30 protein-coding genes are annotated in these 23654 nt (G+C 71.0%); 7 read left to right on the plus strand and 23 right to left on the minus strand.

Annotated elements, in window-relative coordinates; genetic code table 11:
• Both VFR90_RS00155 and VFR90_RS00160 read left to right on the plus strand, forming a co-directional pair.
• A partial coding sequence (locus VFR90_RS00155; RefSeq protein WP_326403851.1) for a hydantoinase B/oxoprolinase family protein occupies positions 1–1016 on the plus strand: 1016 nt, incomplete at its 5' end.
• A 104-nt stretch (positions 1017–1120) separates the two neighbouring features.
• A complete protein-coding gene (locus VFR90_RS00160) occupies positions 1121–1495 on the plus strand; it encodes a DUF2784 domain-containing protein (RefSeq protein WP_414676468.1) in 375 nt (124 codons plus the stop codon).
• A 55-nt stretch (positions 1496–1550) separates the two neighbouring features.
• On the opposite strand, the gene VFR90_RS00165 is transcribed toward VFR90_RS00160, so the two are convergent.
• The 3 genes from VFR90_RS00165 to VFR90_RS00175 all read right to left on the minus strand — a co-directional run bounded on the left by VFR90_RS00165 (position 1551) and on the right by VFR90_RS00175 (position 4093).
• Complete coding sequence (locus VFR90_RS00165; protein ID WP_326404190.1) at positions 1551–3161, minus strand: histidine kinase famiy protein; 1611 nt, start codon at positions 3159–3161, stop codon at positions 1551–1553.
• A 126-nt stretch (positions 3162–3287) separates the two neighbouring features.
• Positions 3288–3491, minus strand: a complete 204-nt coding sequence (locus tag VFR90_RS00170) for a zf-HC2 domain-containing protein (RefSeq protein ID WP_326403852.1) — start codon at positions 3489–3491, stop codon at positions 3288–3290.
• Positions 3488–4093, minus strand: a complete 606-nt coding sequence (locus VFR90_RS00175) for a sigma-70 family RNA polymerase sigma factor (RefSeq protein WP_326403853.1) — start codon at positions 4091–4093, stop codon at positions 3488–3490. The genes VFR90_RS00170 and VFR90_RS00175 overlap by 4 nt, the downstream gene beginning before the upstream one ends.
• Before the next feature lie 132 nt (positions 4094–4225).
• On the opposite strand from VFR90_RS00175, the gene bufA1 reads away from it, so the two are divergent.
• The 5 genes from bufA1 to VFR90_RS00200 all read left to right on the plus strand — a co-directional run bounded on the left by bufA1 (position 4226) and on the right by VFR90_RS00200 (position 7856).
• On the plus strand, positions 4226–4510 hold the full coding sequence (gene bufA1, locus VFR90_RS00180) for a BufA1 family periplasmic bufferin-type metallophore (RefSeq protein ID WP_326403854.1): 285 nt from the start codon (positions 4226–4228) through the stop codon (positions 4508–4510).
• 48 nt (positions 4511–4558) lie between these two features.
• Complete coding sequence (locus VFR90_RS00185; protein WP_326403856.1) at positions 4559–5530, plus strand: MbnB/TglH/ChrH family RiPP precursor modification enzyme; 972 nt, start codon at positions 4559–4561, stop codon at positions 5528–5530.
• A complete protein-coding gene (locus VFR90_RS00190) occupies positions 5527–6360 on the plus strand; it encodes an HvfC/BufC N-terminal domain-containing protein (protein WP_326403857.1) in 834 nt (277 codons plus the stop codon). Before VFR90_RS00185 ends, VFR90_RS00190 begins: the two co-directional genes overlap by 4 nt.
• Positions 6357–6821, plus strand: a complete 465-nt coding sequence (locus VFR90_RS00195; protein ID WP_326403859.1) for a DoxX family protein — start codon at positions 6357–6359, stop codon at positions 6819–6821. The genes VFR90_RS00190 and VFR90_RS00195 overlap by 4 nt, the downstream gene beginning before the upstream one ends.
• Positions 6822–6959: 138 nt before the next feature.
• Positions 6960–7856: a DUF4399 domain-containing protein gene (locus tag VFR90_RS00200; protein WP_326403861.1), complete on the plus strand. Its 897-nt coding sequence runs from the start codon at positions 6960–6962 to the stop codon at positions 7854–7856.
• 120 nt (positions 7857–7976) lie between these two features.
• Here VFR90_RS00200 and tolA read toward each other — a convergent pair whose 3' ends face one another.
• From tolA to VFR90_RS00300, 20 genes are all read right to left on the minus strand, one after another.
• Positions 7977–8834: a cell envelope integrity protein TolA gene (gene tolA / locus VFR90_RS00205; protein ID WP_326403862.1), complete on the minus strand. Its 858-nt coding sequence runs from the start codon at positions 8832–8834 to the stop codon at positions 7977–7979.
• Positions 8834–9268: an ExbD/TolR family protein gene (locus tag VFR90_RS00210; RefSeq protein ID WP_326403863.1), complete on the minus strand. Its 435-nt coding sequence runs from the start codon at positions 9266–9268 to the stop codon at positions 8834–8836. Before VFR90_RS00210 ends, tolA begins: the two co-directional genes overlap by 1 nt.
• Positions 9269–9346: 78 nt before the next feature.
• Positions 9347–10036: a protein TolQ gene (gene tolQ, locus VFR90_RS00215; protein ID WP_326403864.1), complete on the minus strand. Its 690-nt coding sequence runs from the start codon at positions 10034–10036 to the stop codon at positions 9347–9349.
• Positions 10033–10407: a tol-pal system-associated acyl-CoA thioesterase gene (gene ybgC / locus VFR90_RS00220; protein ID WP_326403865.1), complete on the minus strand. Its 375-nt coding sequence runs from the start codon at positions 10405–10407 to the stop codon at positions 10033–10035. Before ybgC ends, tolQ begins: the two co-directional genes overlap by 4 nt.
• A gap of 80 nt (positions 10408–10487) precedes the next feature.
• Entirely contained in the window at positions 10488–11003 is a 516-nt protein-coding gene (locus tag VFR90_RS00225; RefSeq protein ID WP_326403866.1) for a TssQ family T6SS-associated lipoprotein, read from the minus strand.
• Positions 11000–12442, minus strand: coding sequence for a serine/threonine-protein kinase (locus VFR90_RS00230; protein ID WP_326403868.1), 1443 nt, complete (start codon positions 12440–12442; stop codon positions 11000–11002). Before VFR90_RS00230 ends, VFR90_RS00225 begins: the two co-directional genes overlap by 4 nt.
• 138 nt (positions 12443–12580) lie before the next feature.
• Positions 12581–13771: a pyridoxal phosphate-dependent aminotransferase gene (locus tag VFR90_RS00235; RefSeq protein WP_326403869.1), complete on the minus strand. Its 1191-nt coding sequence runs from the start codon at positions 13769–13771 to the stop codon at positions 12581–12583.
• Positions 13768–14265, minus strand: a complete 498-nt coding sequence (gene nusB / locus VFR90_RS00240; RefSeq protein ID WP_326403871.1) for a transcription antitermination factor NusB — start codon at positions 14263–14265, stop codon at positions 13768–13770. Before nusB ends, VFR90_RS00235 begins: the two co-directional genes overlap by 4 nt.
• Entirely contained in the window at positions 14262–14744 is a 483-nt protein-coding gene (gene ribH / locus VFR90_RS00245; protein WP_326403872.1) for a 6,7-dimethyl-8-ribityllumazine synthase, read from the minus strand. Before ribH ends, nusB begins: the two co-directional genes overlap by 4 nt.
• Positions 14745–14880: 136 nt before the next feature.
• A complete protein-coding gene (gene ribBA / locus VFR90_RS00250; RefSeq protein WP_326403873.1) occupies positions 14881–15975 on the minus strand; it encodes a bifunctional 3,4-dihydroxy-2-butanone-4-phosphate synthase/GTP cyclohydrolase II in 1095 nt (364 codons plus the stop codon).
• 103 nt (positions 15976–16078) lie between these two features.
• A complete protein-coding gene (locus VFR90_RS00255; protein ID WP_326403874.1) occupies positions 16079–16699 on the minus strand; it encodes a riboflavin synthase in 621 nt (206 codons plus the stop codon).
• A gap of 13 nt (positions 16700–16712) precedes the next feature.
• The gene (gene ribD / locus VFR90_RS00260; RefSeq protein ID WP_326404191.1) at positions 16713–17825 is read right to left on the minus strand and encodes a bifunctional diaminohydroxyphosphoribosylaminopyrimidine deaminase/5-amino-6-(5-phosphoribosylamino)uracil reductase RibD; all 1113 of its coding nucleotides are present in this window, start codon (positions 17823–17825) and stop codon (positions 16713–16715) included.
• Positions 17826–17885: 60 nt separating this feature from the next.
• Positions 17886–18359, minus strand: a complete 474-nt coding sequence (locus VFR90_RS00265) for a prepilin-type N-terminal cleavage/methylation domain-containing protein (RefSeq protein ID WP_524538605.1) — start codon at positions 18357–18359, stop codon at positions 17886–17888.
• Positions 18356–19069: a pilus assembly PilX family protein gene (locus tag VFR90_RS00270; RefSeq protein WP_326403877.1), complete on the minus strand. Its 714-nt coding sequence runs from the start codon at positions 19067–19069 to the stop codon at positions 18356–18358. The genes VFR90_RS00265 and VFR90_RS00270 overlap by 4 nt, the downstream gene beginning before the upstream one ends.
• The gene (locus VFR90_RS00275) at positions 19066–19692 is read right to left on the minus strand and encodes a PilW family protein (protein ID WP_326403879.1); all 627 of its coding nucleotides are present in this window, start codon (positions 19690–19692) and stop codon (positions 19066–19068) included. Before VFR90_RS00275 ends, VFR90_RS00270 begins: the two co-directional genes overlap by 4 nt.
• Positions 19677–20081 carry a type IV pilin protein gene (locus tag VFR90_RS00280; RefSeq protein WP_326403880.1) on the minus strand — a complete coding sequence of 135 codons (405 nt, stop codon included), beginning with the start codon at positions 20079–20081 and terminating at the stop codon, positions 19677–19679. Before VFR90_RS00280 ends, VFR90_RS00275 begins: the two co-directional genes overlap by 16 nt.
• 8 nt (positions 20082–20089) lie before the next feature.
• Positions 20090–20617, minus strand: coding sequence for a GspH/FimT family pseudopilin (locus VFR90_RS00285; RefSeq protein ID WP_326403881.1), 528 nt, complete (start codon positions 20615–20617; stop codon positions 20090–20092).
• A 133-nt stretch (positions 20618–20750) separates the two neighbouring features.
• Complete coding sequence (nrdR, locus tag VFR90_RS00290; protein ID WP_326403882.1) at positions 20751–21194, minus strand: transcriptional regulator NrdR; 444 nt, start codon at positions 21192–21194, stop codon at positions 20751–20753.
• Positions 21195–21226: 32 nt separating this feature from the next.
• Complete coding sequence (gene glyA / locus VFR90_RS00295) at positions 21227–22477, minus strand: serine hydroxymethyltransferase (RefSeq protein ID WP_326403883.1); 1251 nt, start codon at positions 22475–22477, stop codon at positions 21227–21229.
• 115 nt (positions 22478–22592) lie between these two features.
• Positions 22593–23447, minus strand: a complete 855-nt coding sequence (locus tag VFR90_RS00300) for a lytic transglycosylase domain-containing protein (RefSeq protein ID WP_326404192.1) — start codon at positions 23445–23447, stop codon at positions 22593–22595.
• Positions 23448–23654 lie beyond the last annotated feature (207 nt).

The raw sequence follows: 23654 nt of genomic DNA on the forward strand, positions 1-23654 counted from the left end.
AGCACCCCAGCCGCAATCCCGAACAGAACATGGCCGACCTCAAGGCGCAGATCGCGGCCAACGAGAAGGGCGTGCAGGAACTGCGGCGGATGGTCGGGCAGTTCGGGCTGGACGTGGTGCAGGCCTACATGCGGCACGTGCAGGACAACGCCGAGGAGTCGGTGCGCCGCGTGATCACCCGCCTGAAGGACGGCCAGTTCACGCTGCTGCTGGACAACGGGGCGCAGATCCACGTCGCGATCCGGGTCGACGCGGCCTCGCGTTCGGCGGAGATCGACTTCACCGGCACCTCGCCGCAGCAGACCAACAACTTCAACGCACCCAGGGCCGTGTGCATGGCGGCCGTGCTCTACGTGTTCCGCACGCTGGTGAGCGACGAGATCCCGCTGAACGCCGGCTGCCTGAAGCCGCTGAAGGTGATCGTCCCCGAAGGCTCGATGCTCAACCCGCGTTCTCCGGCGGCGGTGGTGGCCGGCAACGTCGAGACCTCGATGTGCGTGACCAACGCGCTCTACGGCGCGCTCGGCGTGATGGCCGCAGGACCGTGCACGATGAACAACTTCACCTTCGGCAACGCGCACCACCAGTACTACGAGACGATCGCCGGCGGCAGCGGCGCGGGGCCGAGTTTCGACGGCACGAGCGTCGTGCAGACCCACATGACCAACTCGCGGCTCACCGATCCCGAAGTGCTCGAGTTCCGCTTCCCGGTGCGGCTGGAGAGCTACGCCATCCGTGCCGGCTCGGGCGGCGCCGGCCGGCATCGCGGCGGCGACGGCGCGGTGCGGCGCCTGCGCTTCCTCGAGCCGATGACCGCCAGCATCCTTTCCAACGGGCGCGTGGTGCCGGCGTTCGGGCTGGCCGGCGCGGCGGACGGCGCCCCCGGCGTCAACCGCGTCGAGCGCGCCGACGGGAGCGTCGAGGCGCTGGGCCACATCGGCAGCGTCGAGATGCAAGCGGGCGATGTGTTCGTCGTCGAAACGCCCGGTGGCGGCGGCTGGGGCGCGCACCACTGACGCGCACCGGCGCGAGACCGGGGCGGGCGGTTCCAGAATCCGACCGCCTGCCCACTTCCAGCCCGGCCACGCCTTGGCAATTCCTTGCCGATGCCGTCCTCGCCTTGCACTTCGGCGTGGTGGGCTTCGTCGTCGGCGGCCTGCTCGCCATCGTTGCAGGCGGTGCGCTGGGCTGGCGCTGGGTGCGTGGCTGGTGGTTCCGGCTGGCGCATCTCGCGGCGATCGGCTGCGTCGTCGCGCAGGCCTGGCTCGGTGCGACGTGTCCGCTGACGACGCTGGAATCGTGGCTGCGCATGCAGGGCGGCGCGGCGGGCTACACCCGCAGCTTCGTGGAGCACTGGCTGCAGTGGTTGATCTTCTACGAGGGCCCGGCGTGGTCCTTCACGGCCGCCTACACCGTGTTCGCCCTGGCGGTCGCGGCGGCGTGGTGGCGCTTCCCGCCGCGGCGCCGCAGGGCTGGAGGCCCTGCTCGGCCCTAGCTCTTGTGGCCTGTCCGTGCGGGCCCGGGGCGTCGGCCTCGGCGGCCTAGAACGGTCAGCTCACGCCGGTCGGACCCTGCAGCACCTGGCGGACCCGCCGCGCCAGCTCGCCCTGTCCATAGGGCTTGAAGATCATCTCGAACTCGCTGTCGCCGCCGCCGTTGCGCTCGAGCGAGGCGTCGGCGAAGCCGGTGGTCAGCAGCACCTTCAGCTTCGGCAGCAGCTGCCGCGCGCGGCGCGCGAGGATCACGCCGTTCATGCCACCCGGCATGATCAAGTCGCTGACGAGCAGGTCGAACTGCCGGTTCTGTTCGAGGTGCGCGAGCGCGTCGGCCGCGCGCGTGAAGCAGGTGGTGCGGTAGCCGAGGCTGGAAAGCATCAGCTCGGTCATCTCGGCCACCTCGGGGCGGTCGTCGACCACGAGCACGCGCTCGCTGCCGGTGAGGTGGGCCGCGGCGGCGCGCGGCTCGGCGTGGGCGGACTCCGCGTCGGTGGCGGGGAAGCACAGCCGCACCGTCGTGCCGACGCCGACCTCCGAGTACAGCGTCGCGGCGCCGCCCGACTGCTTCGCGAAGCCGTACACCATCGCCAGGCCCAGGCCGGTGCCGGCGCCGTCTTCCTTGGTGGTGAAGAAGGGCTCCATCACGCGGCCCAGCAGCTCGGGCGCGATGCCTTCGCCGTCGTCGATGACTGAGACGCAGACATAGCGCCCCGGCAGCGGCAGGCCCGAGCCGTTCAGCTCGCCTTCGCCGACCTCGCAGTTCGCGGTCTCGATGCGCACGGTGCCGCCGTGCGGCATCGCGTCGCGCGCATTGATCAGCAGGTTGAGCATCGCGACTTCGGCCTGCGTCGGATCGATCCGGCAGTTCCACAGGTCGGCGGCCAGTTCGGTCTTCAGTTCGGCATTGCGGCCCAGCGTGCGCGCCGCCAGCTCGCCGAGCTGCGCGACCAGACCGTTGAGGTTGATCACCCGGCCCTGCAGCTGCTGCTTGCGCGCGAAGGCGAGCAGCTGCTGCGTCAGGGCCTTGCCCTTCTCGGCGGCGTTGCGGATGCTCGCGAGGCTCTTCGCCTGCACCGAGGCGTCGCCCGCGCCGACCAGCCGGATCACGTCGAGGTGGCCGAAGATGACCTGCAGCAGGTTGTTGAAGTCGTGCGCGATCCCGCCGGTGAGCTGGCCCAGCGCTTCCATCTTCTGTGCCTGCCGCAAGGCGACCTCGGCGTCGCGGCGGCGGCTCACGTCGAGCTGCGAGGCGAAGAAGTAGGTCAGCTCGCCGGCGCGGTTGCGCACCGGCGAGATGAACAGCGCGTTCCAGAAGCTGCTGCCGTCCTTGCGGTAGTTGAGGATCTCGGTGGCGATCTCGCGCTGCGACAGCACGGCCTCGCGCACCGCATCGACGGTGGCCGGGTCGGTCTCGGGCCCCTGCAGGAAACGGCAATTGCGGCCGATCAGCTCGGCCGGCGTGTAGCCGGTCATGTGCAGGAAGGCCTGGTTGGCGAAGACGATCGGGTTGTCGGGCCGGCGCGGATCGGTGATCAGCATCGGCATGCGCGTCGTCTCGACGGCGGCGAAGAAGATGTCGTGGTCCTCGCTGCCGAGCGTGTCGGTGCCGAGGCGGATCGCGGGGCGGTCGGGGGGCGGGGCGCGGAAGGGGTCGTATTCGCTCATCGACACGAGGCGAGTCCTGATCGGCCGGCAATGTAGACAGGCGCCGTGGTGCGCGCACGCCGCAGCCGGCGCTTCTCGCTGTAGGACTTTTGCGCTTGTTCGGCGCGACGGCCGCGCTTCGCGGAACTACTCGTCGCGCTGCACGTAGGCGCGCCATCGGCCCATCGCTTCGTCCATCAGGCGCATCTGCCGGTCGAAGGCGGGGCAGGCGTCGCAGGCCGCGAGATGCAGGCGCAGCGCCAGCCTCTCGGTCCAGGGCAGTTCGCGATCGTTGCGCGTGCTCATCAGCAGCGCGGCTTCGCGGCAGGTGCGGCGCAGGGGCAGCTTCATCGACGTTTCGGTTTCGGCTTGGCGGCGGGCCCGGTCGCGGCTACCGCCGCTTCCCCGAACCACTGGATCTGCAGGCATTCGCGCAACCTCAGGCGTGCGCGGTGCAGCATGACCCAAAGGTTGGTCGAGGTGATCGCCAGCTCCTTACAGATCTCGTCGGTTTCGAGCTCGAGCCATTCGCGCATCAGGAAGACGCGCCCGAGCTGGTTCGGCAACTTCTCGACGCAGGCATCGAGCACCGCGATGAACTGCGTCTGCGTGACCACCGCCTGCGGGTCGCCCCATTCGAGCGGCACGTCGCGGAAGTGGTTCGTCTCGTCGAACAGCAGATCCTCGATCGGCGCCTCGTCGTCCTCGCTCGTCAGCGACGTTTCGCGGCCGTGCTTGCGCACCTGATCGACGAGCTTGTGCTTCAGGATGCCGATCAGCCAGGTCTTCGGCTGCGCGCGACCTTCGAAGGCTTCGGGCTTCTCGAGCGCGGCGATCACCGTCTCGGACACCGCGTCTTCGGCCCAGGCATCGTTGCGCAGTTGCAGCCGGGCATAGCGCAGCAGCTGCGGACGCAGCGTCGCGAGCAGGGTGGCGAGGTCGGCGACGGCCATCGAAGGTGGAGTGCCGCGCGGGGCGATGCCTCGCTCGCGGCGCGGCGCAGTGTAAGGATGAAGCCGGCCGTGCGACCGAGGCTCACGTCGCGTCTCGCGGCGCATCCAACAAGCAACCACCAGGAGCTCACCATGTCCCAACGTCTCATTGCCTCGTCGGCGCTCGCTTCCATCCTCGCGCTCGGCCTCGTCGGCACCGCGGCCGCGCAGGATGCCGGCAAGGAGAAGTGCTACGGCATCGCCAAGGCCGGCCAGAACGACTGCGCCAACCTCGCCGGCACGCATTCCTGCGCCGGCCAGTCAAAGGAAGACAACGCCGCGGGCGAATGGAAGTACGTCGCCAAGGGCAGCTGCGCTTCGATGGGCGGCCTCAGCGCGGCCGACGCAAAAAAGAAGCTCGAGTCGATGAAGAAGTGATCGGCGCACGCTGAAGACGTATCGCCGCGCCGCACGCCGACCTTCACGATGAACGCGAAAGCCCCATCGTCGAAGGCCGCCGCGCGGCGGGCGCCGACCGATGCGGCGACGGCCCCCGCCGTCGGCATCGGTCTGCGTCAGCCGCACTACGCCGAGTTCGCCGAGCGCAGGCCGGCGCTCGGATTCGTCGAGGTCCATTCGGAGAATTTCTTCGCCGCGGGCGGCGCGGCGCTCGCGGTGCTGCGCGGGGTGCGGGCTTCGCACGCGGTGAGCCTGCACGGCGTCGGCCTCGCGCTCGGCTCGGCGGTCGGCATCGACGACTGGCATCTCGACAAGCTCTGCGCGCTCGTCGATGCGATCGAGCCGGTGCGGGTCTCCGATCACGCCTGCTTCGCGCGTGCGGCGTGGCGGCCGGAGGCTTCGGCGCGTCCCGAGCTCGTGCATGCGAGCGACCTGCTGCCGATCGCGTTCACGCCGGCCTCGCTCGACATCCTCTGCGACAACGTCGATCGCGTGCAGCAGCGGTTGCGCCGGCCGCTGCTGGTCGAGAACCTCTCGGCCTACCTCTCGTTCGACGCCGCGGACGCGATGCCCGAGACCGACTTCCTCGCCACGCTCGCGCGGCGCAGCGGTTGCGGCCTGCTGCTCGACCTGAACAACCTGGTCGTCAACGCGATCAACGAGGCGCGCGCGAGCGGCGACGCGCACGACGAGACCCGCCGCGCCGTCGAGGCGGCCTGCCGCTTCGTCGATGCGCTGCCGGCCGCGTCGATCGGCGAGATCCACCTCGCCGGCCACTGCGACACGGCAAGCCTCGTGATCGACGACCACGGCAGCCGCACGAGCGAGGCGGTGTGGGCGGTCTACGCGCACACCCTCGCGTGCATCGGCGCGCGGCCCACGCTGATCGAATGGGACACCGACCTGCCGGCGCTCGACGTGCTGCTCGACGAGGCGGCGCACGCCACGGCGCTGATCGGCGAAGCCGCGGCGCCCGACGCCCGGCGGGCGCCGCGATGAACCGCGACGACGCCGCTCGCCAGCGCGAGCGTGCACGCCAGCAGGCTTTCGTCGCCGCGCTGCTCGGCGCGCCGATCGATGCCGCCGCCGCCGTGCGCGAGCAGGGCGAGCGCCGCCGCCGCGGCCTTTCGGCCTACCGCGCCAACGCGGCCAGCCTCGCCGAGCGCGCGCTCGCCGCGGCCTGCCCGACCGTCGCCGCGCTGCTCGGCGACGAGCCGTTCGCGCGGCTCGCGAAGAGCCTGTGGCGTGCATCGCCGCCGCGCCGCGGCGATCTTGCACAGTGGGGCGAGGCGCTGCCGGCGCGCATCGAGGCCGAGCGCGACCTTGACCCCTGGCCCTTCCTCGCCGACGTCGCGCGGCTCGATCTCCTGGTGCGTGACTGCGAATCGGCGGCCGATGCCGAGCTCGACCATGCCTCGCTCGCGCTGCTGGCCGAGCGCGATCCGCAGGCCTTGCGCTTGCGGCTTGCGCCGTCGCTGCGGTTGCTCGCGAGCCGTCATGCGGTTGCCGACATCCGCGCGGCGCACCGGCGCGACGTCGGTCATGACGAGGCGGCGCTGCGCGCGGCGCTGGCCGACGCGGCGCCACAGCAGGTGGTCGTCGCCCGCACGCAGTGGCGCGCCATGATCGAGCCGATCGACGCGGCGAGCTTCGCGTGGATGCGCGCAATCGATGCCGGCTGGTCGCTTGCTGAGGCAAGGACTGCGGCGAACACGACGGCGACCGCGAACGACGCCGCGCCCTTCGATTTCAGCGACTGGCTGCTGCGCGCGCTGCCGCGCGGCTGGCTCTGGCGCGTCGAACCTGTGAACGAGGAGGACCCGAGATGACCCCGACCTGGCTTGACACCCCGCTGGCCGCGAGCCGCTTCGCCGCCCGCGTCCTGGACGCGCTGCAGCCGCTCGCGCTGCTGGCCGCGCGCGTGCACGTGGGCCTGGCGTTCTTTCGCTCGGGCCTGACGAAGCTCCAGGACTGGGACACGACGCTCGCGCTGTTCCAGGACGAATACAAGGTGCCGCTGCTGTCCCCGAAGCTCGCGGCCTGGACGGGCACCGGCGGCGAACTGGTGCTGCCGGTGCTGCTCGTGCTGGGCCTCTTCGGCCGCTTCGGCGCGCTCGGGCTGTCGGTCGTCAACGTCGTCGCGGTGTTGAGCCTGGAGGACATCCCCGAGCCCGCGCTGCAGCAGCACGTCTTCTGGGGCTGCCTGCTCGCCGCGGTGGTGCTGTGGGGGCCAGGGAAGCTTTCGCTCGACGCCTGGTGGTGGCCCAGGGTCGCGGGGCGGGCCCGCTGAACACGTGCCCGGAAAGGTTCGGCTTGCCTTCCCAAGCCTCCTCGAGATGCATCAGGAGCTTGCAGCCGCATCCGCGAAATTCGTCCTCAAGTGGCCGCGTCATGCAGCCGAAGTTGGCGACGGACGTCGAGGAGCGACATGAGCATTCTTTCTTTGCGCGGGTTGGTGTTGGGCGTCTGCCTTCTTCCCCCGATCGCCGTCGCGGCCCCGCTGCCGGCCGACGAACTGCAGCGCCAGTGCTGGCTGCGCTACACCCGTGAACGCACTCGCGTCGACTTGCGCGAACCGACGATGGTTGCGTTCTCCAACATCGAGCGGGCGCACCGGCTGCGCAGTCCGTTCGCGGTCGACTTCGCCGTACGCGGCATGGGCGTCGCGCCGGCCGGCGCGGTACTCCCGGGCACGGGCCACCACCACATCCTCATCGACACCCCGCTGCCGATCGACATCGGCGCGAAGATTCCGTTCAGCGATACGCACAAGCACTTCGGCAAGGGTCAGACCGGCGCCGTCCTCGACCTGCCTGCCGGCCGGCACACGCTGCGCCTGCTGTTCGCTGACCATGACCACCGGCCGTACTTCGTCTACAGCAAGGAAGTCGAGATCGAAGTGATCGGACGGCGCTCGGGCGAGCCCTTGCGCATCGATCGGCAGAATTTCGACGCGACCTGCCGCTCCTGGTACCAAGACGAACTCGCCCGCCCTCGCGGACCGGCCGAGCCGCTGCAGGTGCTCAACCTTCGCGACGGAGAGGCGGTGACGAGCCCGTTCAACGTGCGCTTCGGCGTCGACGGCTTCGGCGTCTGTGCTTCCACGCTGACGGCCGAGCGCTCCGGCCATTTCATCCTTGACGTGCTGCAGGGCGACCGGCTCGTCAAGACCGTCGACCTCTCCAACGGGGCAACGCAGGCCAACCTCGTTCTCGCCAACGGCGGCTACCAATTGCAGTTGCGGTTCGTCGACGGCAAGACGCGCCGTGACTTGCTTCCGCCGGCGCTGACGGGCATCGTCGTTCAGTCGCAAGAGCGGCTGTGACACCGCGGCAACCGGTCCGGCCGGTCGCCGCGGCGTCGCATGCGCAAGGGCCCGGCCGCGCCGCTGGCCGCCATCGGGCGCGCCGCAGGCTGAGGCGGACTTGCCAGGGGCCAGCCGGCTTCAAAAATCCCGCGGCCGGAAGTCGATCGCCATCGACGGCGGCACGCGGCCGTCGGTGTCGCGCGGCAGCGTCTCGGTCTTGTCGATCGCGCGCAGCACCGCGTCGTCCCAGGCGGCGACGCCGCTGCTGCGCACGAGTCGGCGCGCGGTGATCGTGCCGTCGGGCGCGACCTTCACCTCGACCGAGGCGACCGGGTTGCCGGGGATGTCGTCGTCGCTGAACACGATGTTCGGCTTGATGCGTGCCTTGATGCGGCCGGCGTAGCTGGCCGACGGACCGGCCGATTGCGCGGCGCTGCCGGTGTCGGTGGCCGAGCCGGTGGCGTCGGCCTGGCCGAGGATGCGCTTGAGGTTCTCCTGACGCTGCGCTTCGAGCTGCGCGATGCGCTGTGCTTCGGCCTTCTTCTTTCGTTCGGCTTCCAGCTTCGCCGCCTGCTGTTCGGCCCGCTGGCGTTCCTGCGCTTCCTTCTTCTTCTCGGCTTCGCGCTTCTCCTCTTCGAGACGCTGACGCTCGAGCTTTTCCTTCTGCTCGCGCTTTTCCTGTGCGATCTCGGCATCGCGGTTCGGCGGCGGCTCGGGCTTGGCTTCGGCCGGCGGCTTCGGCTCGGGCTTGGGTTCCGGCTTCGGCTCGGGCGGCAGCGGCTTCGGCGGCTCGGGCTCGACCGCGCGCGGCGCCGCCGCCTGGGGCACGGCGGCCCACAGCTCGGCCTCGACGCCCGCCGGCTCCGACGTGCGCCAGCTCACGCCCAGCGTCAGCGCGAGCACCAGCACCGCATGCGCGACGAGCGCGAGCACCGCGCCGCGCGTGAGGCGGTCCGGCTTGCGCGGGCGCAGGTCGTCGGGTGTTGCCGCGTTCATCAGGCTCCGGTCGCCTTGACCGCGAGGCCGACGCGCTGCACGCCGGCCTTCTGCAGGGTGTCCATCACCTTGACGACCTGCTCGTACTTCACGTTGCGGTCGGCCTGGATCACGACCGGCGTGTTCACGCTGCCGCCTTGCAGCGTGGCCACGCGCGCGGCGACTTCCTTGAGCCCGACGCGCGCGGCTTCGTCCTTGCCGTTCATGCGCAGCTTCAGCGTGTCGTCGCTGTTGACGACGATCTCGATCACCTTGTCGGGCTGCCGCTTGGCCTGGCCGACCGACGGCAGGTCGATCACGCTCGGGGAGATCAGCGGCGCGCTGACCATGAAGATGATCAGCAGCACCAGCATCACGTCGATGAACGGGACCATGTTGATCTCGTTGATCGTGCGGCGGCGGCTGCCGCCGGGGCGCATCGCGACGTTGGCCATCAGTGCCGTCCAGCCGCCCGAAGGCACTGAGCGCCCCCTCGGGGGGCAGTGAACGAAGTGAGCGTGGGGGTCGTCATGTCAGTGCACCGCCGCCTGGCCGATGTTGCGCTGGAGGATGTTGGAGAACTCCTCGATGAAGGTCTCCATCTGGATCGCGATGCGATCGATGTCCCGCGCGAAGCGGTTGTAGGCGAGCACCGCCGGGATCGCGGCGAACAGGCCGATCGCGGTGGCGACCAGCGCCTCGGCGATGCCCGGCGCCACGGTGGCGAGCGTCACCTGCTGCAGGTTCGCCAGGCCGGTGAAGGCATGCATGATTCCCCACACCGTGCCGAACAGGCCGACATAGGGCGACACCGAGCCGACCGAGGCGAGGAAGCTCAGCTTCGATTCGACGGTGTCCAGCTCGCGCTGGAAGCTCGCGCGCATCGCGCGGCGCGCGCCGTCGAGCAGCGCGCCGGCATCGTTGACGCGGCGCTCGCGCAGCTTGAGGAATTCGCGCATGCCCGACGCGAAGATGCGCGACATCGGCCCCGCGTCGTCGGCTTTCTTCGAGGCGTCGGCGTACAGGTCCTGCAGGTTCTGGCCGGACCAGAACTCGCGCTCGAAGCCTTCGTTCGAGTCGCGCACGCGCTTCAAGCCGAAGAGCTTGCCGAAGATCACCGTCCAGCTCGCGAGCGACACCGCCAGCAGCAGCGCGACGACCAGCTGCACGACGAAGCTCGCATGCAGCAGCAGGTTGACGATCGAGAGGTCTTGTGTGTTCATGTCAGGGCTTGGAGGAGCGGACTCGGAATGCGACGCGGACGGAAGGTTCCTGCGTCCACGCAGCCGATGCGGATCGTGCCTTCGGCGAGCAGCTGCCCCGCGCACAGGCAGCGCTGCGCGACGTCGATGCTCGCCTGGCGCTGCGCGAGCACGGCGACGGTGATGTCGAGCGCGTCGTCGAGCCGCGCGGGGCGCAGGTAACGCACGCGCGTTTCGCTGACGACGAACATCACGCCGTCATGCGCGCGCATCGCCTCCTGGCTGAAGCCGAGCGAGCGCAACCATTCGGTGCGCGCGCGCTCGAAGAACTTCAGGTAGTTCGCGTAGAAGACGACGGCGCCGGCGTCGGTGTCCTCCCAATAGACGCGCACCGGGAAGCGGAATGCTTCGGTCGGCTCGCCCGCGGGCTCCGCACCCAGCCGAGCCAGGGGAAAGGCCGTGCGCAAGATCGTCAGCGCGGGTTGAGCACGCGGCGGTAGACGGGGCCCCACACCGGGTGCCCCGCCTCGGCCTTGCTCAGCGCGAACTTCGCATCGGCGGCGCGCGCCGCGCGGAACGCCGCTTCGCAGCGCGGCAGGCGATCGCTGGTGCAGTAGACGAAAGCGAGCGTCTTGTGCGCGGCCGCGCGGTCCTTCGGCGCGGCAAGGCCGGCCTTCAGGGCCGCGCGCAGCTTCTGTTCGGCCAGCACGTATTGGCCGTCGTCGTAGGCCCGCAGGCCGGCGAGCAGCGCCTGCTCGCCGGCACGCGACGCGAGTTCCACGACGCCGATCGGCGGTGCCGGCGCGGGGGGAGGCGGGGGCGCGGGCGGTGGCGCTGGAGGCGGCGGCTCGGGAGGCGGTGCGATCGGCGCCGGCGGTGCGGCCGGGGCCGGCGGCAGCGTCGGGGCGCAAGCCGCGACCACCGCAAGCCCCGAGGCCAGCAGCAGCGCAAGGCTCGACTGCCGGCGCAAGGAGGGGGAAGAGGTCATGGTCCGAATCGGTGCTTGAGCAGCAGATTCTCGTTCGGGCCGACGTTGATCCTGACGGTGTGCGGCTCGTAGCCGGAGTTGCGCAAGGTCACCTCGTGCTCGCCGGCTGCGAGCTCCCAGCGGTTCAGCGGCGGCGCGGTGCCGACCCGCCGGCCGTCGATCTCGACCTCGGCCCATGGGCTCACCGCGATCGACAGCGTGCCGCTGGCCGCGGACGCCGGTGGCGCGGCGGCGATCGCGGGTGCCGATGCCTGCTTCGCCGCTTCGGCCGCACTGGCGGCTTCGGCCGCCGCAGCCGCCGATGCCGTGGCCGCAAGCGCCTGCAGCGCCTCGTTGCGCGCCTTCGTCTCGAGCGCCTCCCAGCCGGCGACGCCGATCACGCCGCAGCCGATCGCGATGCCGGCAGCGACCATCGCGCGCGGCCAGAGCTTCGCAGCGGCCGGCGCGTCGTCCTCGCCGGACTGCAGCGTCTGCGGGTTGGCCTTGAGCCAGTCCTGCAAGTCCTTCGACAGCGCGCGCGCCGAGCGGAAGCGGTCTTCGGGCCGCTTCGCCATCGCGCGCGCGGCAATCGCTGCGAGCGCGCGCGGCGCCTGCGGGCTCACCTCGTCGGCCGGGGGCGGATCGAAGTCGGTGACCGCACTCGCGATCGCCGCGAGCGAGCCGCCGTCGAAGGCGCGAAAGCCGGTCAGCAGCTCGTACAGCACCACGCCGAGCGAGAACACGTCGGTGCGCCGGTCGGTCGCGGCGTTGCGCACTTGCTCGGGCGCCATGTAGTGCGGCGAGCCGCCGCTCGCCCCGCCGCTCTCGCGGCCGTGCGCGATGCTGGCGATGCCGAAGTCGAGCACCTTCGGCTGCGTGCGCCCGACCATGAAGATGTTGGCCGGCTTGATGTCGCGATGCACCACGCCCTTGCTGTGCGCATAGGCCAGCGCATCCGCGACGCGGCGGATGATGAGTGCGGCCTGGCCCACGGTGGGCCGCCAGCCTTCGGCGAGCAGGTGCCGCAGGTCCTTGCCCTTGAGCAGCTCCATCGCGATGTAGGCGCCCTGGGGGCTCAGGCCCGCATCGAAGACGGTGACGATGTGCGGGTGGCTCAGGTGCGCCGCGGCGCGCGCCTCGTGCAGGAACATCGCGTTGAACGGCTCGCGCGCGTCGGTCCCGAGCTCGCCGGTCGGGTGGCCGGGCGTGAGGTTCAGCGTCTTGATCGCGACGCGCCGCGACAGCAGCGGGTCCTCGGCGGCGTACACGGTGCCCAGGCCGCCGTCACCGATGCGGTACTTGAGCGCGTAGCGGCCGATCTGGCCGATCGTCGGCATCTCCCCCGGCAGCGACTCGCGCGCCGGCAGGTCGGCCATCAGCACCGTGTCTTCGACCTCCGCCGTTTCGACGGCATGCGCGAGCGAGCCCTTCGGGGCCGTGGACGTCTTCAAAGTTTCCACGCGGGCGAGCTTAGACCAACGTCGTGCGCGCTCTCAAGACGGCGCGGCCGATGCCGGGCGGCGTGATGCGACGTGCCGTGGCATATCGCGCGGAATGCTTCGCGAAGCGGCGCCGCCGCACGGCGCCGGGCGGCGGCGTCAGCCGAGCACGCGCTCCAGGCGGCCCACCGCGGCGTCGAGCTGCTCGAGCCCCGTCGCGTAGGAAAGCCGCAGGTAGCGCTCGACGCCGTGGCGGCCGAAGTCGCGCCCGGGTGTCAGCGCGACGTGGGCGCGCTCCATCAGCTCGAACGCGAAGCGCCAGCTGTCTTGCGTGTGCGCCGAGGCGTCGATCCACGCGTAGAAGGCGCCGTCGGGCCGCACCGGCACGCGCAGGCCGATCGCCTCGAGCCGCGGCACGATGAAGTCGCGCCGCGCCTGGAACACGAGCCGGCGCCGTTCCACCTCAGCCAGCGACTCGGGCGTGAAGCAGGCCAGCGCCGCGTGCTGCGCGAGGCTCGACGGGCAGATGTAGAGGTTCTGCGCGAGCTTCTCGACCGCGGGCACCAGCGCGGCCGGCAGCACCAGCCAGCCGAGCCGCCAGCCCGTCATGCAGAAGGTCTTCGAGAAGCTGTTGATCGAGATCAGCGCGTCGGCCGCGCCGGGCAGGGCGAGCGCGCTGCGCGAGTAGGCGGCCTCGTAGCTGAGGCCGAGGTAGATCTCGTCGATCAGCGTGACGCCGCCGCGTACGCGCACCACATCGACGATGCGTGCGAGCTCGTCGAAGGCGATCGAGGTGCCGGTCGGGTTCGACGGCGAGGCCAGCAGCACGCCGCGCGTCGCGTCGGTCCAGGCGGCGTCGATCTGCCCGGCATCGGGCTGGTACCGCTGTGGCGGCCCGCAGTGCAGCAGCACGGGCGTCGCGTCGGCGGCGGCGACGAAGTGGCGGTTGCAGGGGTAGCTCGGGTCCGGCATCAGCACTTCGTCGCCGGCTTCGAACAGCAGCAGCGTCGCGAGCTGCAACGCGGCCGAGGCGCCGGCGGTGACCACGATGCGCGCCGGGTCCACGTCGAGCGACCAGCGTGTCGCATACCAGCCCGCGATCGCCTCGCGCAGCGCCGGCAGCCCCGCGGCCTGCGTGTACTGCGTGCGCACGTCGGCGAGGCAGGCGCGCGCGGCCTCGGCGACCGCCGGTACCGCGCCGAAGTCGGGCTCGCCGATGTTGAGGTAGAGCATCGGCTCGCCGCCGCGGGCCGGGTCGCAGGCGGGCGTCGCGGCGATGCGCTGCGCCGCCTTGGCGCACTCCATCACGTAGAACGGGTCGATCCGGTCGACCCGCCGGGCGGTTCTCATCCCGCGGCCGCGCGCCGCGCCTGCACCTCGATCGCGCGCAGCTCGCCGGCCACCTTGTCGAGCACGCCGTTGACGTACTTGTGGCCGTCGGTGCCGCCGTAGCTTTTGGCCAGCTCGACGGCTTCGTTGATGACGACGCGGTAGGGGATCTCGATGCAGTGCGCGAGTTCGTAGGCGCCGATCATCAGCACGCCATGCTCGATCGGCGACAGCTCGCTCGTCTTGCGGTCGACGTGGCGGCCCAGTTGCGCATCGAGCGCCTTCGCCTCCTCGATGCAGCCGTAGAGCAACGCCTCGAGGTGCTCGCTGTCGGCCCGCGCATAACCGTCCTGCTCGCGCACATGGGCGGCGATGCCGGCGGTGCTTTCGCCGGTCAGCAGCCACTGGTAGAGCCCTTGCAGCGCGAGTTCGCGCGCGCGGCGGCGCGCCGAGCGGGTGGGCCCCTTCTTCTGGGCGGCTGCGCCGTCCGGCTGGGCCGGCGGGGCCTCGCTCACGACAGCTCCTCCATCAGGTTCGCCATCTCGACCGCGACCCGGGCCGCATCGCGCCCCTTGTCGTCGGCGCGTGCGAGCGCCTGGTCCTCGTTCTCGGTGGTCAGCACCGCATTGACGATCGGCGTCTGGTGGTCGAGCCCGATGCGGGTGATGCCGGCCGCGCTCTCGTTGCACACCAGCTCGAAGTGGTAGGTCTCGCCGCGGATCACGCAGCCGATCGCGATCAGCGCATCGAAGTCCTGCCGCTGCGCCAGCGTCTGCAGCACGATCGGGATTTCCAGCGCGCCCGGCACCGAGTGGTGCTCGATGTACTTCTTCGCGACGCCCAGCTCGGCCAGCTCGCCGAGGCAGGCCTGGGTGAGCCGGTCGGTGATGTGCACGTTGAAGCGCGCCTGGACGATCGCGATGCGCAGGCTGTCGCCTTCGAGCTCGGCCACCGTGTGGCCGAAGATGGTTTCGCCGCCGTCCGCGCTTTGCATGCCGATGTTCCTCAAAGACAGAAGCGCTGACCGACGAGCCGTCCCTGCCGGCAGCAGCGACGGATCCGGCTCTGCCGGGCCGTTCGGGGCGCCCCGTCGAGGGGGCGCGGCGAAGCCGCAACGGGGGTGGTCAACATCAGTCGGCCGCGATGAAGCCGGTGACTTCGAGCCCGTAGCCGGCCATGCTCGGCATGCGCCTCGGGCTTCCGAGCAGCTTCATGCGTTGCACGCCGAGTTCGCGCAGCACCTGGGCGCCGACGCCGTAGGTGCGCAGGTCCATCGGCGCGCGCGCGGGCGTCGGCCGGTCGCTGCCCGCGACCAGCCGGTGCAGCAGGCCTTCGTCGGACTCGGCGCAGTTGAGCAACACCGCCACGCCGCGGCCGGCGCGCTGCAGCGCGGCCAGCGCCGCCGGCAACGGCCACGAATGGCCGCAGCGGCCCTCGTCGAGCCAATCAAGCACCGACAGCGGCTCGTGCACCCGCACGAGCACTTCGTCGGCCGGGGCCCAGCGGCCCAGCGCGAGCGCGAGGTGCAGGCCGCCCGAGCGGTCGCGAAACGCATGGCATTCGAAGCGGCCCTGCGCGGTGTCGAGCGGCCGCTGCGCGACGCGCTCGATCAGCGTTTCATGGCGACTGCGGTACTCGATCAGGTCGGCGATCGTGCCGATCTTGAGCCGGTGCTCCTGTGCCAGCACCTCGAGGTCGGGCAGTCGGGCCATCGTGCCGTCGTCCTTCATCACCTCGCAGATCAGGCCGGCGGGCGTCAGCCCGGCCATCTGTGCGAGGTCGCAGGCGGCCTCGGTGTGGCCGGCGCGCATCAGCACGCCACCGTCTTGCGCCTGCAGCGGAAAGATGTGGCCGGGCTGCACCAGGTCGCTGGCCTTCGCGTCGCGCGCGACCGCGGCCTGCACCGTGCGCGCGCGATCCGCGGCCGAGATGCCGGTCGTGATGCCGGTGGCCGCTTCGATCGACACGGTGAAGGCGGTGCCGTGGCGCGTGCCGTTGCGCGGTGCCATCGGCGGCAGGTTGAGTCGTTCGCAGCGTTCCCGCGTCAGCGGCAGGCAGATCAAACCGCGGCCGTAGCGCGCCATGAAGTTCACCGCCTCGGGCGTCACGTGCTCGGCGGCGATGACCAGATCGCCTTCGTTCTCGCGATCTTCCTCGTCGACGAGGATGACCATGCGGCCGGCGGCGATCTCGGCAATCAGCTCCGGGATGGGGGCGATCGGCATGCGCGGATTCTAGGAGGGGGCATGCGGCCGCCGCGTCGCGCGCGGGCATCGCCCGGTCGGCGCCGATGCGGCAAAAGTGCCGTTCGGGCGCGCAGGAGCTCGCTCAGCGCGCGGCGAGCAGCCGCTCGACGTAGCGGGCGATCAGGTCGATCTCGAGGTTGACGGCGCGGCCCGCTTCGAGACTGCCGAGCGTCGTGGTCGCAAGGGTGTGCGGGATCAGGTTGATCTCGACTTCGGTCGCGTCGGTGCCGTCCTCGACGCGGTTGACGGTGAGGCTCGTCCCGTCGACGACGATCGAGCCCTTGACGGCCATGAAGCGGCCGAGCTCGCGCGGCATCGCGATCGCCAGCCGCCACGATTCGCCGAAGGGCTCGAAGCGCACGACGCGGCCGAGGCCATCGACGTGGCCGCTGACCAGGTGACCGCCGAGCCGGTCGGACGCGCGCAGCGCCTTTTCGAGGTTGACCGGGCCGGGCCGGTCGAGCCCGGCGGTCTTCGACAGGCTCTCGGCCGAGATGTCGATCGAAAAGCGCGCGGCGCCCGCGTCGAAGCTCGTCACCGTCATGCAGGCGCCGGCGATCGAGATGCTGTCGCCGAGCGCGACGTCGTCGAGGAAGCCGGGCGGCGCCTCGATCGCGAGCCGCTTGCCGTGCTGCGAAGAGCCGCCGTCGAACTCCTCGATGCGAACGATGCGGCCCACGCCGCCGACGATGCCGGTGAACATGGCGGCGATTGTCTCAGCGGCTCGACGCCGAGCGCGGCCGCGCGAGCACGCGCAGGTCGGCGGCGATGCGATCGACCGCATGGAAGTCGAGCGCGACCGCATCGGCCAGCCGTGCGAGCGGCCCGAAGCGCGCCATCTCGCGGCCGGCACCGATCAGCTTGGGCGCAAGGTAGATCAGGTACTCGTCGACCAGGCCTTCGCGCACGAAGGAGCCGTTCAGCTTGTGGCCGGCTTCGACGTGCAGTTCGTTGACGCCGCGCTGCGCGAGTTCGTCCAGAAGCGCGACTAGATCGACCTTGCCGGCGCGGCCGGGGAGCGCGAGCGTCTGCGCGCCGGCGAAGCTCGCGTCGGCCTCGCCTGCGTGCACCAGCAGCACCTCGCCGGGCGGCTGCAGGATGCGCGCGGCAGGCGCGATCTCGAGCCGCGAATCGACGACGACGCGCAGCGGCTGCCGTTGCGTCGGCACGAGCCGCACGTCGAGCCGAGGGTCGTCGTCGTGCACGGTGCCGATGCCGGTGAGCACCGCGCTGGCGCGGCGGCGCCAGGCGTGGCCGTCGGCGCGCGCGGCTTCGCCGGTGATCCATTGGCTCGCGCCGTCGTCGAGGGCGGTGCGGCCGTCGAGCGACGCGGCGATCTTCATCCGCACCCATGGCCGGCCGCGTTCCATGCGCGAGACGAAGCCGATGTTGAGTTCGCGCGCGGCGATCGCGACCGGGTCGTCCGCGTCGAGCAGGTGGACCTCGAGGCCTGCGGCGGCCAACTTCGCCAGCCCCTGGCCGCCGACCAGCGGGTTCGGATCGCGCAGCGCCGCAACCACGCGCGCGATGCCGGCTTTAGTCAGCGCCTCGCAGCACGGCGGCGTGCGGCCGTGGTGCGAGCAGGGTTCGAGCGTCACCCAGGCGGTCGCGCCACGCGCCGTCGCGCCGGTTTCGGCCACCGCGCGCAGGGCCATCACCTCGGCGTGCGGGCCGCCGGCGGCCTGCGTCGAGCCGCGGCCCAGCACGCGGCCTTCGGCATCGGTGATCAGGCAGCCGACCCGCGGATTCGGGTCGCTCACGCCCACGGCCTGCTCGGCTTCGACCAGCGCCTGCGCCCACAGCTCGCGAGATCGTGCGTCGGTCGGCATCGGCATGCCGGCGACGATAACGCCAGCCCTGCTGCGCTTCGAGCCGAGCGCCGTCGCGATTCAGCGCGGCGGCTCGCCGGGCGCAGCGGGCAGCCGCCGCGCGGGGTCGCGTGCCGGCAGCAGCAGGGCGAGCGCGACGCCCGGGTCCACCCGACCGTCGCGGTCGACCCAGCGCACCTGCACGTCGATGCGGCGCAGAGCCGGGTCGTCGGCTGCAGCCGCCTGCACGCGCCAGCGGCGATCGAAGGCGGTCGTCGCGTTCGCCGGCGCGTCCGCGCCGATCACCGCTGCGCCGTCGAAGTGGCCGATGTCGACCGGAAGGGGCGCTTCGGGCGGAAGCCCCGCGAGCGCGGCCCGCAGTTCGTCGAGTTGCGCCTGTGCGAGCAGCGTCGCCTCGCTGCGATGCTGCGCGGCTTCGGCATGGCGCACGAGCGAAGCGTTCAGCTGCGTCAGCGCCAGCGCGCCGAGGCCGAAGATCGCGGCGGCGACCAGCGCTTCGACCAAAGCGAAGCCAGGAGAAGCGGGCCTCCTCATGGTTCGAAGCCGCAGGGCTCGAGCATCGACGCCGCGAGGCAGCGGCCGTCGCGCCAGCTCGCCGGCACGAGGACCAGCGGGTCACGGCGCAAGGCGGCGGCCCGATCGCCGTTCGGCTGGCGCTCGACGAGCCGGAGCCGGGCACGCACCACCGCCTGCGCTTCGTCGGCCAGCCCGGCGCCGCAGGCCGACCAGGCGCCGCTGCAGGCGCGCGAGACGATCCAGAGACTGCGCGGATCGCCCGTCACCGCGGCGAGCTCGACCGAGAAGCGTGCGCCGGGCGCCGCGTCGAGCTCGACCGCCTCGCGCGAGCCGACGGGGCGAGCCGGGCAGCGGCAATCGATGCCGAGCGGGTCGATGCGGCACAGCGCGCGGGGGCCGGGCGGCGGCTCGTAGCCGGCGGCCGCTTCGGGCGATACGCCGTCCGACGGACTCGCCACCCACGGCGCGGCATGGCGGTCGCGGTAGGTCGGCCCGGTGGCGGTTGCGCCGCAACGCTCGTCGATCGCGCGTCCGTCGTTCAGGCGCGCTTCGGCCCATGCGAGGCCGGACTCGGCGGCGGCGAACGCCAGCGCCTGGCGCGACTGGTTCGCTGCCGCCTTCTGGGTGAACAGCAGTCCGCGGCCGCTCCACAGCAACGCGAGGCTCATCACGAAGAGCAGCAGCGCGACGAAGGCGATCGCGGCCAGGCCGCCTTGGCCGCGCCTCATGCGGGCGCCGCGCATGCGGCCTCGTCGGTGTCGTCGTTGCGCGGCATGACGCTGGCGTGCATTCGGCGCAGCGGTTCGCGCTGGCGGGCCGGGCGCGCCACGATCTCGAGACGCAGCAGGCGAACCGTGAGCCTCGCGCAGCCGTCATCGATGCGGCGCTGGTCGAGCACCACGCCGAAGTGCTCGATCGCGACCACGGCCGGATCGGTCAATGCCTGCCAGCGTCCGCCGACCTGCGCCTGCAGGGCACCGTCGGCAAGGCGGAAGCCGGCTCGCTCGTGGGGGTCGAGCCGGCCGTCCTCGACGCCGTCGCGCGAGTGGCCGAAGACGACCGAGCTGTCGCCCAGTTCGATCGCGCCATAGGGGTTCGGGCCCGTGTCCAAAGTGAGCCCGCGATGTCCGGCCCGGCGCAGGCCGCGCACCAGCAGATCGGCCGCGGCGCTCAAGTCTTGCTGCAACCGCGCTTCGACCAGCCGCTCGCGTTGTGCGCGAACCTGCTGTGCGAACAGCGACAGCGCGATCGCGCCGAGCGCAAGTCCGAGGGCGCAGCCGACCAGCAGCTCCACCAGCGTGAAGCCGGCGCAGCGCCGACGTGGCGTGTGCGGCATCAGCGTCTCCAGCATTCGGCGGTGCTCGCGCGGCCGGTCGAATGCAGGGTTTGCGTGGCGCCGGAGAGCGTCAGGCCGAGGCTGGTGCAGGCTGCGTCGCCGGCTTGGGCGCCGACCGCCGTCGCCACGGCGGTGTAGCGCTGGATACCGCTGTCGAGGATCGCGAGCCGGTAGTGCCGGCCTGCCGCGGCGTCGAGGCCGAGCGACGCCAGGTCGTCGGCATAGCCGGGATGGCTCGAACGCCAACGCTCCTGCGCAAGCTGCAGCTGCATCAGCGCCGTCACCGCTTCGATGCGGCGGCTGCGTTGCAATGCCTGCGAAAAGCTCGGCAGGGCGATGCCCGCAAGCACCGCGGCGGCGCTCAGCGCCACCAGCAGCTCGATCAGGCTGAAGCCGCGTGCCATCGTGATCCTCAGCATGCTCGGTAGCCGGCGAACCCGCCGCCGGGCGCGCAGACGCGCACGCGGCCCATCATGTTGACGACGCCGTGCAGCGCGGTACCGCCGGCAGCGCTCATCTTCAGCGTCCCCGCCGGCGTGCTGGTGCCGTAGCCGGGGTCGTACACGATCGACGCGACGTTGGCCTCGAGCCGCAGGCGCGACGTTGCCGCGAGCCGCACCGTCTTGATGGGCTCCGCCTCGGTCGTGCAGTCTTGCTGGGCCGGTGCGTCGGCATGCAGCACGTAGCAACTGCTGCCGTCGGCGTGATGGCCGAAGCTGATGCGCAGCGGGCGGTTGCGCGTCACGGCCTGCATGCGCAGGAAGTGGAGATCGGCGACGAGCTGGCTCGTCGCGCCCTCGACTTGGCGTCGCTCGACCATCGGCCCGAAGCTAGGCAGCGCGACGGTTGCCAGGGTCGCCGCGACGGCGAGCGTCGCGCTGATTTCAACGAGGGTGAAGCCGCGCATCGCGCGCGCGCCGGCGCGTCGTGGGTTCGTCATGTTTCTTCCCTGTGTTTCGCGACGGATCGGTCCGTTCGCGATGGAAGAAATTTACGGACTCATGCGTGCCGTGGCTGCCCCACCGGAGAGGGTCGCGCGGGCGATGCAGCCGTTCGCCCGAAGAGGTGGCGCCTCAGATGTCGCGGATCAGGCGGCTGAATTCGTCGACGCCTTCGAAGCTCCGGTACACCGACGCAAAGCGCACGTAGGCGACCTTGTCCAGCTTCTTCAGCTCGCGCATCACCATCTCGCCGATCTTGGCGGAAGGCACTTCGTTGGCCGCGGTCGCAAGCAGCTTCTCTTCGATGCGCGCGAGCGCGGCATCGACCTGGTCGGTGCTCACCGGCCGCTTGCGCAGCGCGAGCTGCATGGAGGCGCGGATCTTCTGCCGGTCGAACTCGCCGCGCGTGCCGTCCTTCTTGACGACCGCGGGCATTGCGAGTTCCGCGCGTTCGTAGGTGGTGAAGCGCTTGTCGCAAGCGATGCAACGGCGGCGGCGGCGGATCACGTCGCCCTCGTCGGACTCGCGGGTCTCGACGACCTGCGTGTCCTCGTTGCTGCAGAAGGGGCAGCGCATGGTTCAGGCGGCGCGTGGCCGCCTCCGGTGGTTCAGCGATAGACGGGGAAGTCGCGTGTCAAGGCGGCGACCTTGGCGCGCACCGCTGCGAGGTTGGCCTCGTCGTGCGGCTTGTCGAGCACGTCGGCGATCAGGTGCGCGGTGGCGCGTGCCTGGTCCTCCTTGAAGCCGCGCGTCGTCATCGCCGGGCTGCCGAGGCGGATGCCGCTGGTGACCATCGGCTTTTGCGGATCGTTCGGGATGCCGTTCTTGTTGCAGGTCATGTGCGCCATGCCGAGCACCGCTTCGGCTTCCTTGCCGGTGAGGTTCTTCGGCCGCAGGTCGACCAGCATCACGTGGCTTTCCGTGCGGCCCGAGACGATGCGCAGGCCGCGCTCGACCAGCGTCTTCGCCAGCACGTCGGCGTTCTTCACCACCTGCTGCTGATAGGCCTTGAACTCGGGCGTCAGCGCTTCCTTGAACGCCACCGCCTTGCCGGCGATCACGTGCATCAGCGGGCCGCCTTGAAGGCCGGGGAACACGGCGCTGTTGATCTTCTTGGCGACGTCCTCGTTGTTCATCACGACGATGCCGCCGCGCGGGCCGCGCAGGCTCTTGTGGGTGGTGGAGGTCACCACGTCGGCGAACGGCACCGGGTTCGGGTAGACGCCCGCGGCGATCAGGCCGGCGTAGTGCGCCATGTCCACCATGAAGATCGCGCCGACCGCCTTGGCCACCTTCGCGAAACGCTCGAAGTCGATACGCAGCGCATAGGCCGAGGCGCCGGCGATGATGAGCTTGGGTTTGTGCTCGTGGGCCAGACGCTCCATGGCGTCGTAGTCGATCTCTTCCTTGGCGTTGAGGCCGTAGCTCACGACCTTGAACCACTTGCCGCTCATGTTGAGCGCCATGCCGTGCGTCAGGTGCCCGCCCTCGGCGAGGCTCATGCCCATGATCGTGTCGCCGGGGTTCAGCAGGGCGAGGAACACCGCCTGGTTGGCCTGTGAGCCGGAGTTCGGCTGCACGTTGGCGAAGTTCGCGCCGTAGAGCTGCTTGAGCCGGTCGATCGCCAGTTGCTCGACGACATCGACGTTTTCGCAGCCGCCGTAATAGCGCTTGCCGGGGTAGCCCTCGGCGTACTTGTTGGTGAGTTGGCTGCCCTGCGCCTGCATCACCGCCGGGCTGGTGTAGTTCTCCGAGGCGATCAGTTCGATGTGCTCTTCCTGGCGCCGGTTCTCGGCCTGGATCGCGGCCCAGGTTTCCGGATCGATCTGGGCGACGGTGGAAGCACTGCGGTCGAACATGGCACGGTCCTCGGAGGAGCAGGGACGGATCGCCGGCCCCGCGAAAAGCTCCGAGGCCGGGCGCCTGCGGAGTCCGCCGCAGTTTAACGACGGCGAGGTGAGGCTCGCCTTCGGCTCAGCGCAACGCGAACTGCTGATCGCCGAGCGACGCGGCCTTCTGTTCTGCAGGCGCCACAGTCTCGACCGCCGGCGGAGGCGGCGTGTTCGGTGCATTGATCGCGACACGCCGCCCCGCGGCGACTGCCCGCAGGTGAGCCTGTTCGGCCAGCACCTTGCCTGCGTAGCCGCCGTCGGCCGGCAGGTTCGCCGCGCCGACGTAGTAGCGCAGCCCCGCCTCGATGCTGCCGGCGCGCGCGATGCACTCGCGCAGCACCTGCACGCCCACGCGCAGATTGGTCACCGGGTCAAAGGCCGCGTGGTTGCCGCCGAAGGCTTCGTACTTGTCGTCGTGCACGTGGGTCATGACCTGCATCAGCCCCTGCGCGCCCATCGGGCTTTGCGCGAACGGGTTGAAGCTCGACTCGATCGCCATGATCGCGAGGATCAGCGTCGGCTCGATCCGGGTGCGCTGGCCGATCTGCCAGGCCTCGTGCACCAGCCGGCCGACCGGCTCCTGCGCGACCCGGTAGCGCCGCGCGAGCCAGCTCGCCACGGCGGCCTGCTGGCGGTCCAGCTCGGTCGGATCGATCGCGGTGGCGCGGCTGACGGCACTCGCGTCGCTCACTCGCACCGTGTCGATTCGAGCATCGGCCACGGCCGGCTCGACCGGCGCCTCCTGGCGTGCCTGAAGCCAACCGTAAGCGCGGGCTTCCATGGACTGCCGCAGGTCGGCGCGGCTTGCGAAGAAAAGGATCGTCGCGACGACGGCCAGGCCGATCACCGCAAGCGAGTTGTGGCAGACCTCGAGCAAGCCGTGTCCGACGTCGCCGGCAAACACGCGCACCGGCCGGCCGATCGAGCGCAGGCGCATCTGGCTGGCAACAAGCAGCCGTTCCAATGAGTTGTCTTTATTCATGTCTCTCCTTCAGCAGGCATGAGGGCCGAACCGGTGCGGCAGGCCTCGCCATAATCCGCAGCCGCCGCCTCTCAGGGCATCCCGCGGGCCCGTGGTTCGGCACCCGACGGTGGCGTCGGTCCCGGGTTATCCCGTAGAGCGGCTGGCAGTCTAAAGAGCCGG

This window comes from Methylibium sp., assembly GCF_035762065.1.
Taxonomy (GTDB): Bacteria; Pseudomonadota; Gammaproteobacteria; order Burkholderiales; family Burkholderiaceae_C; genus Methylibium.

What these genes read in the sequence shown, in the direction of transcription:
- VFR90_RS00165 (WP_326404190.1), bottom strand. Translation starts at nt 3,161, where the DNA reads ATGAGCGAATACGACCCCTTCCGCGCCCCGCCCCCCGACCGCCCCGCG.
- VFR90_RS00170 (WP_326403852.1), bottom strand. Translation starts at nt 3,491, where the DNA reads ATGAAGCTGCCCCTGCGCCGCACCTGCCGCGAAGCCGCGCTGCTGATG.
- VFR90_RS00175 (WP_326403853.1), bottom strand. Translation starts at nt 4,093, where the DNA reads ATGGCCGTCGCCGACCTCGCCACCCTGCTCGCGACGCTGCGTCCGCAG.
- bufA1 (WP_326403854.1), top strand. Translation starts at nt 4,226, where the DNA reads ATGTCCCAACGTCTCATTGCCTCGTCGGCGCTCGCTTCCATCCTCGCG.
- VFR90_RS00185 (WP_326403856.1), top strand. Translation starts at nt 4,559, where the DNA reads ATGAACGCGAAAGCCCCATCGTCGAAGGCCGCCGCGCGGCGGGCGCCG.
- VFR90_RS00190 (WP_326403857.1), top strand. Translation starts at nt 5,527, where the DNA reads ATGAACCGCGACGACGCCGCTCGCCAGCGCGAGCGTGCACGCCAGCAG.
- VFR90_RS00195 (WP_326403859.1), top strand. Translation starts at nt 6,357, where the DNA reads ATGACCCCGACCTGGCTTGACACCCCGCTGGCCGCGAGCCGCTTCGCC.
- VFR90_RS00200 (WP_326403861.1), top strand. Translation starts at nt 6,960, where the DNA reads ATGAGCATTCTTTCTTTGCGCGGGTTGGTGTTGGGCGTCTGCCTTCTT.
- tolA (WP_326403862.1), bottom strand. Translation starts at nt 8,834, where the DNA reads ATGAACGCGGCAACACCCGACGACCTGCGCCCGCGCAAGCCGGACCGC.
- VFR90_RS00210 (WP_326403863.1), bottom strand. Translation starts at nt 9,268, where the DNA reads ATGGCCAACGTCGCGATGCGCCCCGGCGGCAGCCGCCGCCGCACGATC.
- tolQ (WP_326403864.1), bottom strand. Translation starts at nt 10,036, where the DNA reads ATGAACACACAAGACCTCTCGATCGTCAACCTGCTGCTGCATGCGAGC.
- VFR90_RS00225 (WP_326403866.1), bottom strand. Translation starts at nt 11,003, where the DNA reads ATGACCTCTTCCCCCTCCTTGCGCCGGCAGTCGAGCCTTGCGCTGCTG.
- VFR90_RS00235 (WP_326403869.1), bottom strand. Translation starts at nt 13,771, where the DNA reads ATGAGAACCGCCCGGCGGGTCGACCGGATCGACCCGTTCTACGTGATG.
- ribH (WP_326403872.1), bottom strand. Translation starts at nt 14,744, where the DNA reads ATGCAAAGCGCGGACGGCGGCGAAACCATCTTCGGCCACACGGTGGCC.
- ribBA (WP_326403873.1), bottom strand. Translation starts at nt 15,975, where the DNA reads ATGCCGATCGCCCCCATCCCGGAGCTGATTGCCGAGATCGCCGCCGGC.
- VFR90_RS00255 (WP_326403874.1), bottom strand. Translation starts at nt 16,699, where the DNA reads ATGTTCACCGGCATCGTCGGCGGCGTGGGCCGCATCGTTCGCATCGAG.
- ribD (WP_326404191.1), bottom strand. Translation starts at nt 17,825, where the DNA reads ATGCCGACCGACGCACGATCTCGCGAGCTGTGGGCGCAGGCGCTGGTC.
- VFR90_RS00265 (WP_524538605.1), bottom strand. Translation starts at nt 18,359, where the DNA reads ATGAGGAGGCCCGCTTCTCCTGGCTTCGCTTTGGTCGAAGCGCTGGTC.
- VFR90_RS00270 (WP_326403877.1), bottom strand. Translation starts at nt 19,069, where the DNA reads ATGAGGCGCGGCCAAGGCGGCCTGGCCGCGATCGCCTTCGTCGCGCTG.
- VFR90_RS00275 (WP_326403879.1), bottom strand. Translation starts at nt 19,692, where the DNA reads ATGCTGGAGACGCTGATGCCGCACACGCCACGTCGGCGCTGCGCCGGC.
- VFR90_RS00280 (WP_326403880.1), bottom strand. Translation starts at nt 20,081, where the DNA reads ATGGCACGCGGCTTCAGCCTGATCGAGCTGCTGGTGGCGCTGAGCGCC.
- VFR90_RS00285 (WP_326403881.1), bottom strand. Translation starts at nt 20,617, where the DNA reads ATGACGAACCCACGACGCGCCGGCGCGCGCGCGATGCGCGGCTTCACC.
- nrdR (WP_326403882.1), bottom strand. Translation starts at nt 21,194, where the DNA reads ATGCGCTGCCCCTTCTGCAGCAACGAGGACACGCAGGTCGTCGAGACC.
- glyA (WP_326403883.1), bottom strand. Translation starts at nt 22,477, where the DNA reads ATGTTCGACCGCAGTGCTTCCACCGTCGCCCAGATCGATCCGGAAACC.
- VFR90_RS00300 (WP_326404192.1), bottom strand. Translation starts at nt 23,447, where the DNA reads ATGCGCCTGCGCTCGATCGGCCGGCCGGTGCGCGTGTTTGCCGGCGAC.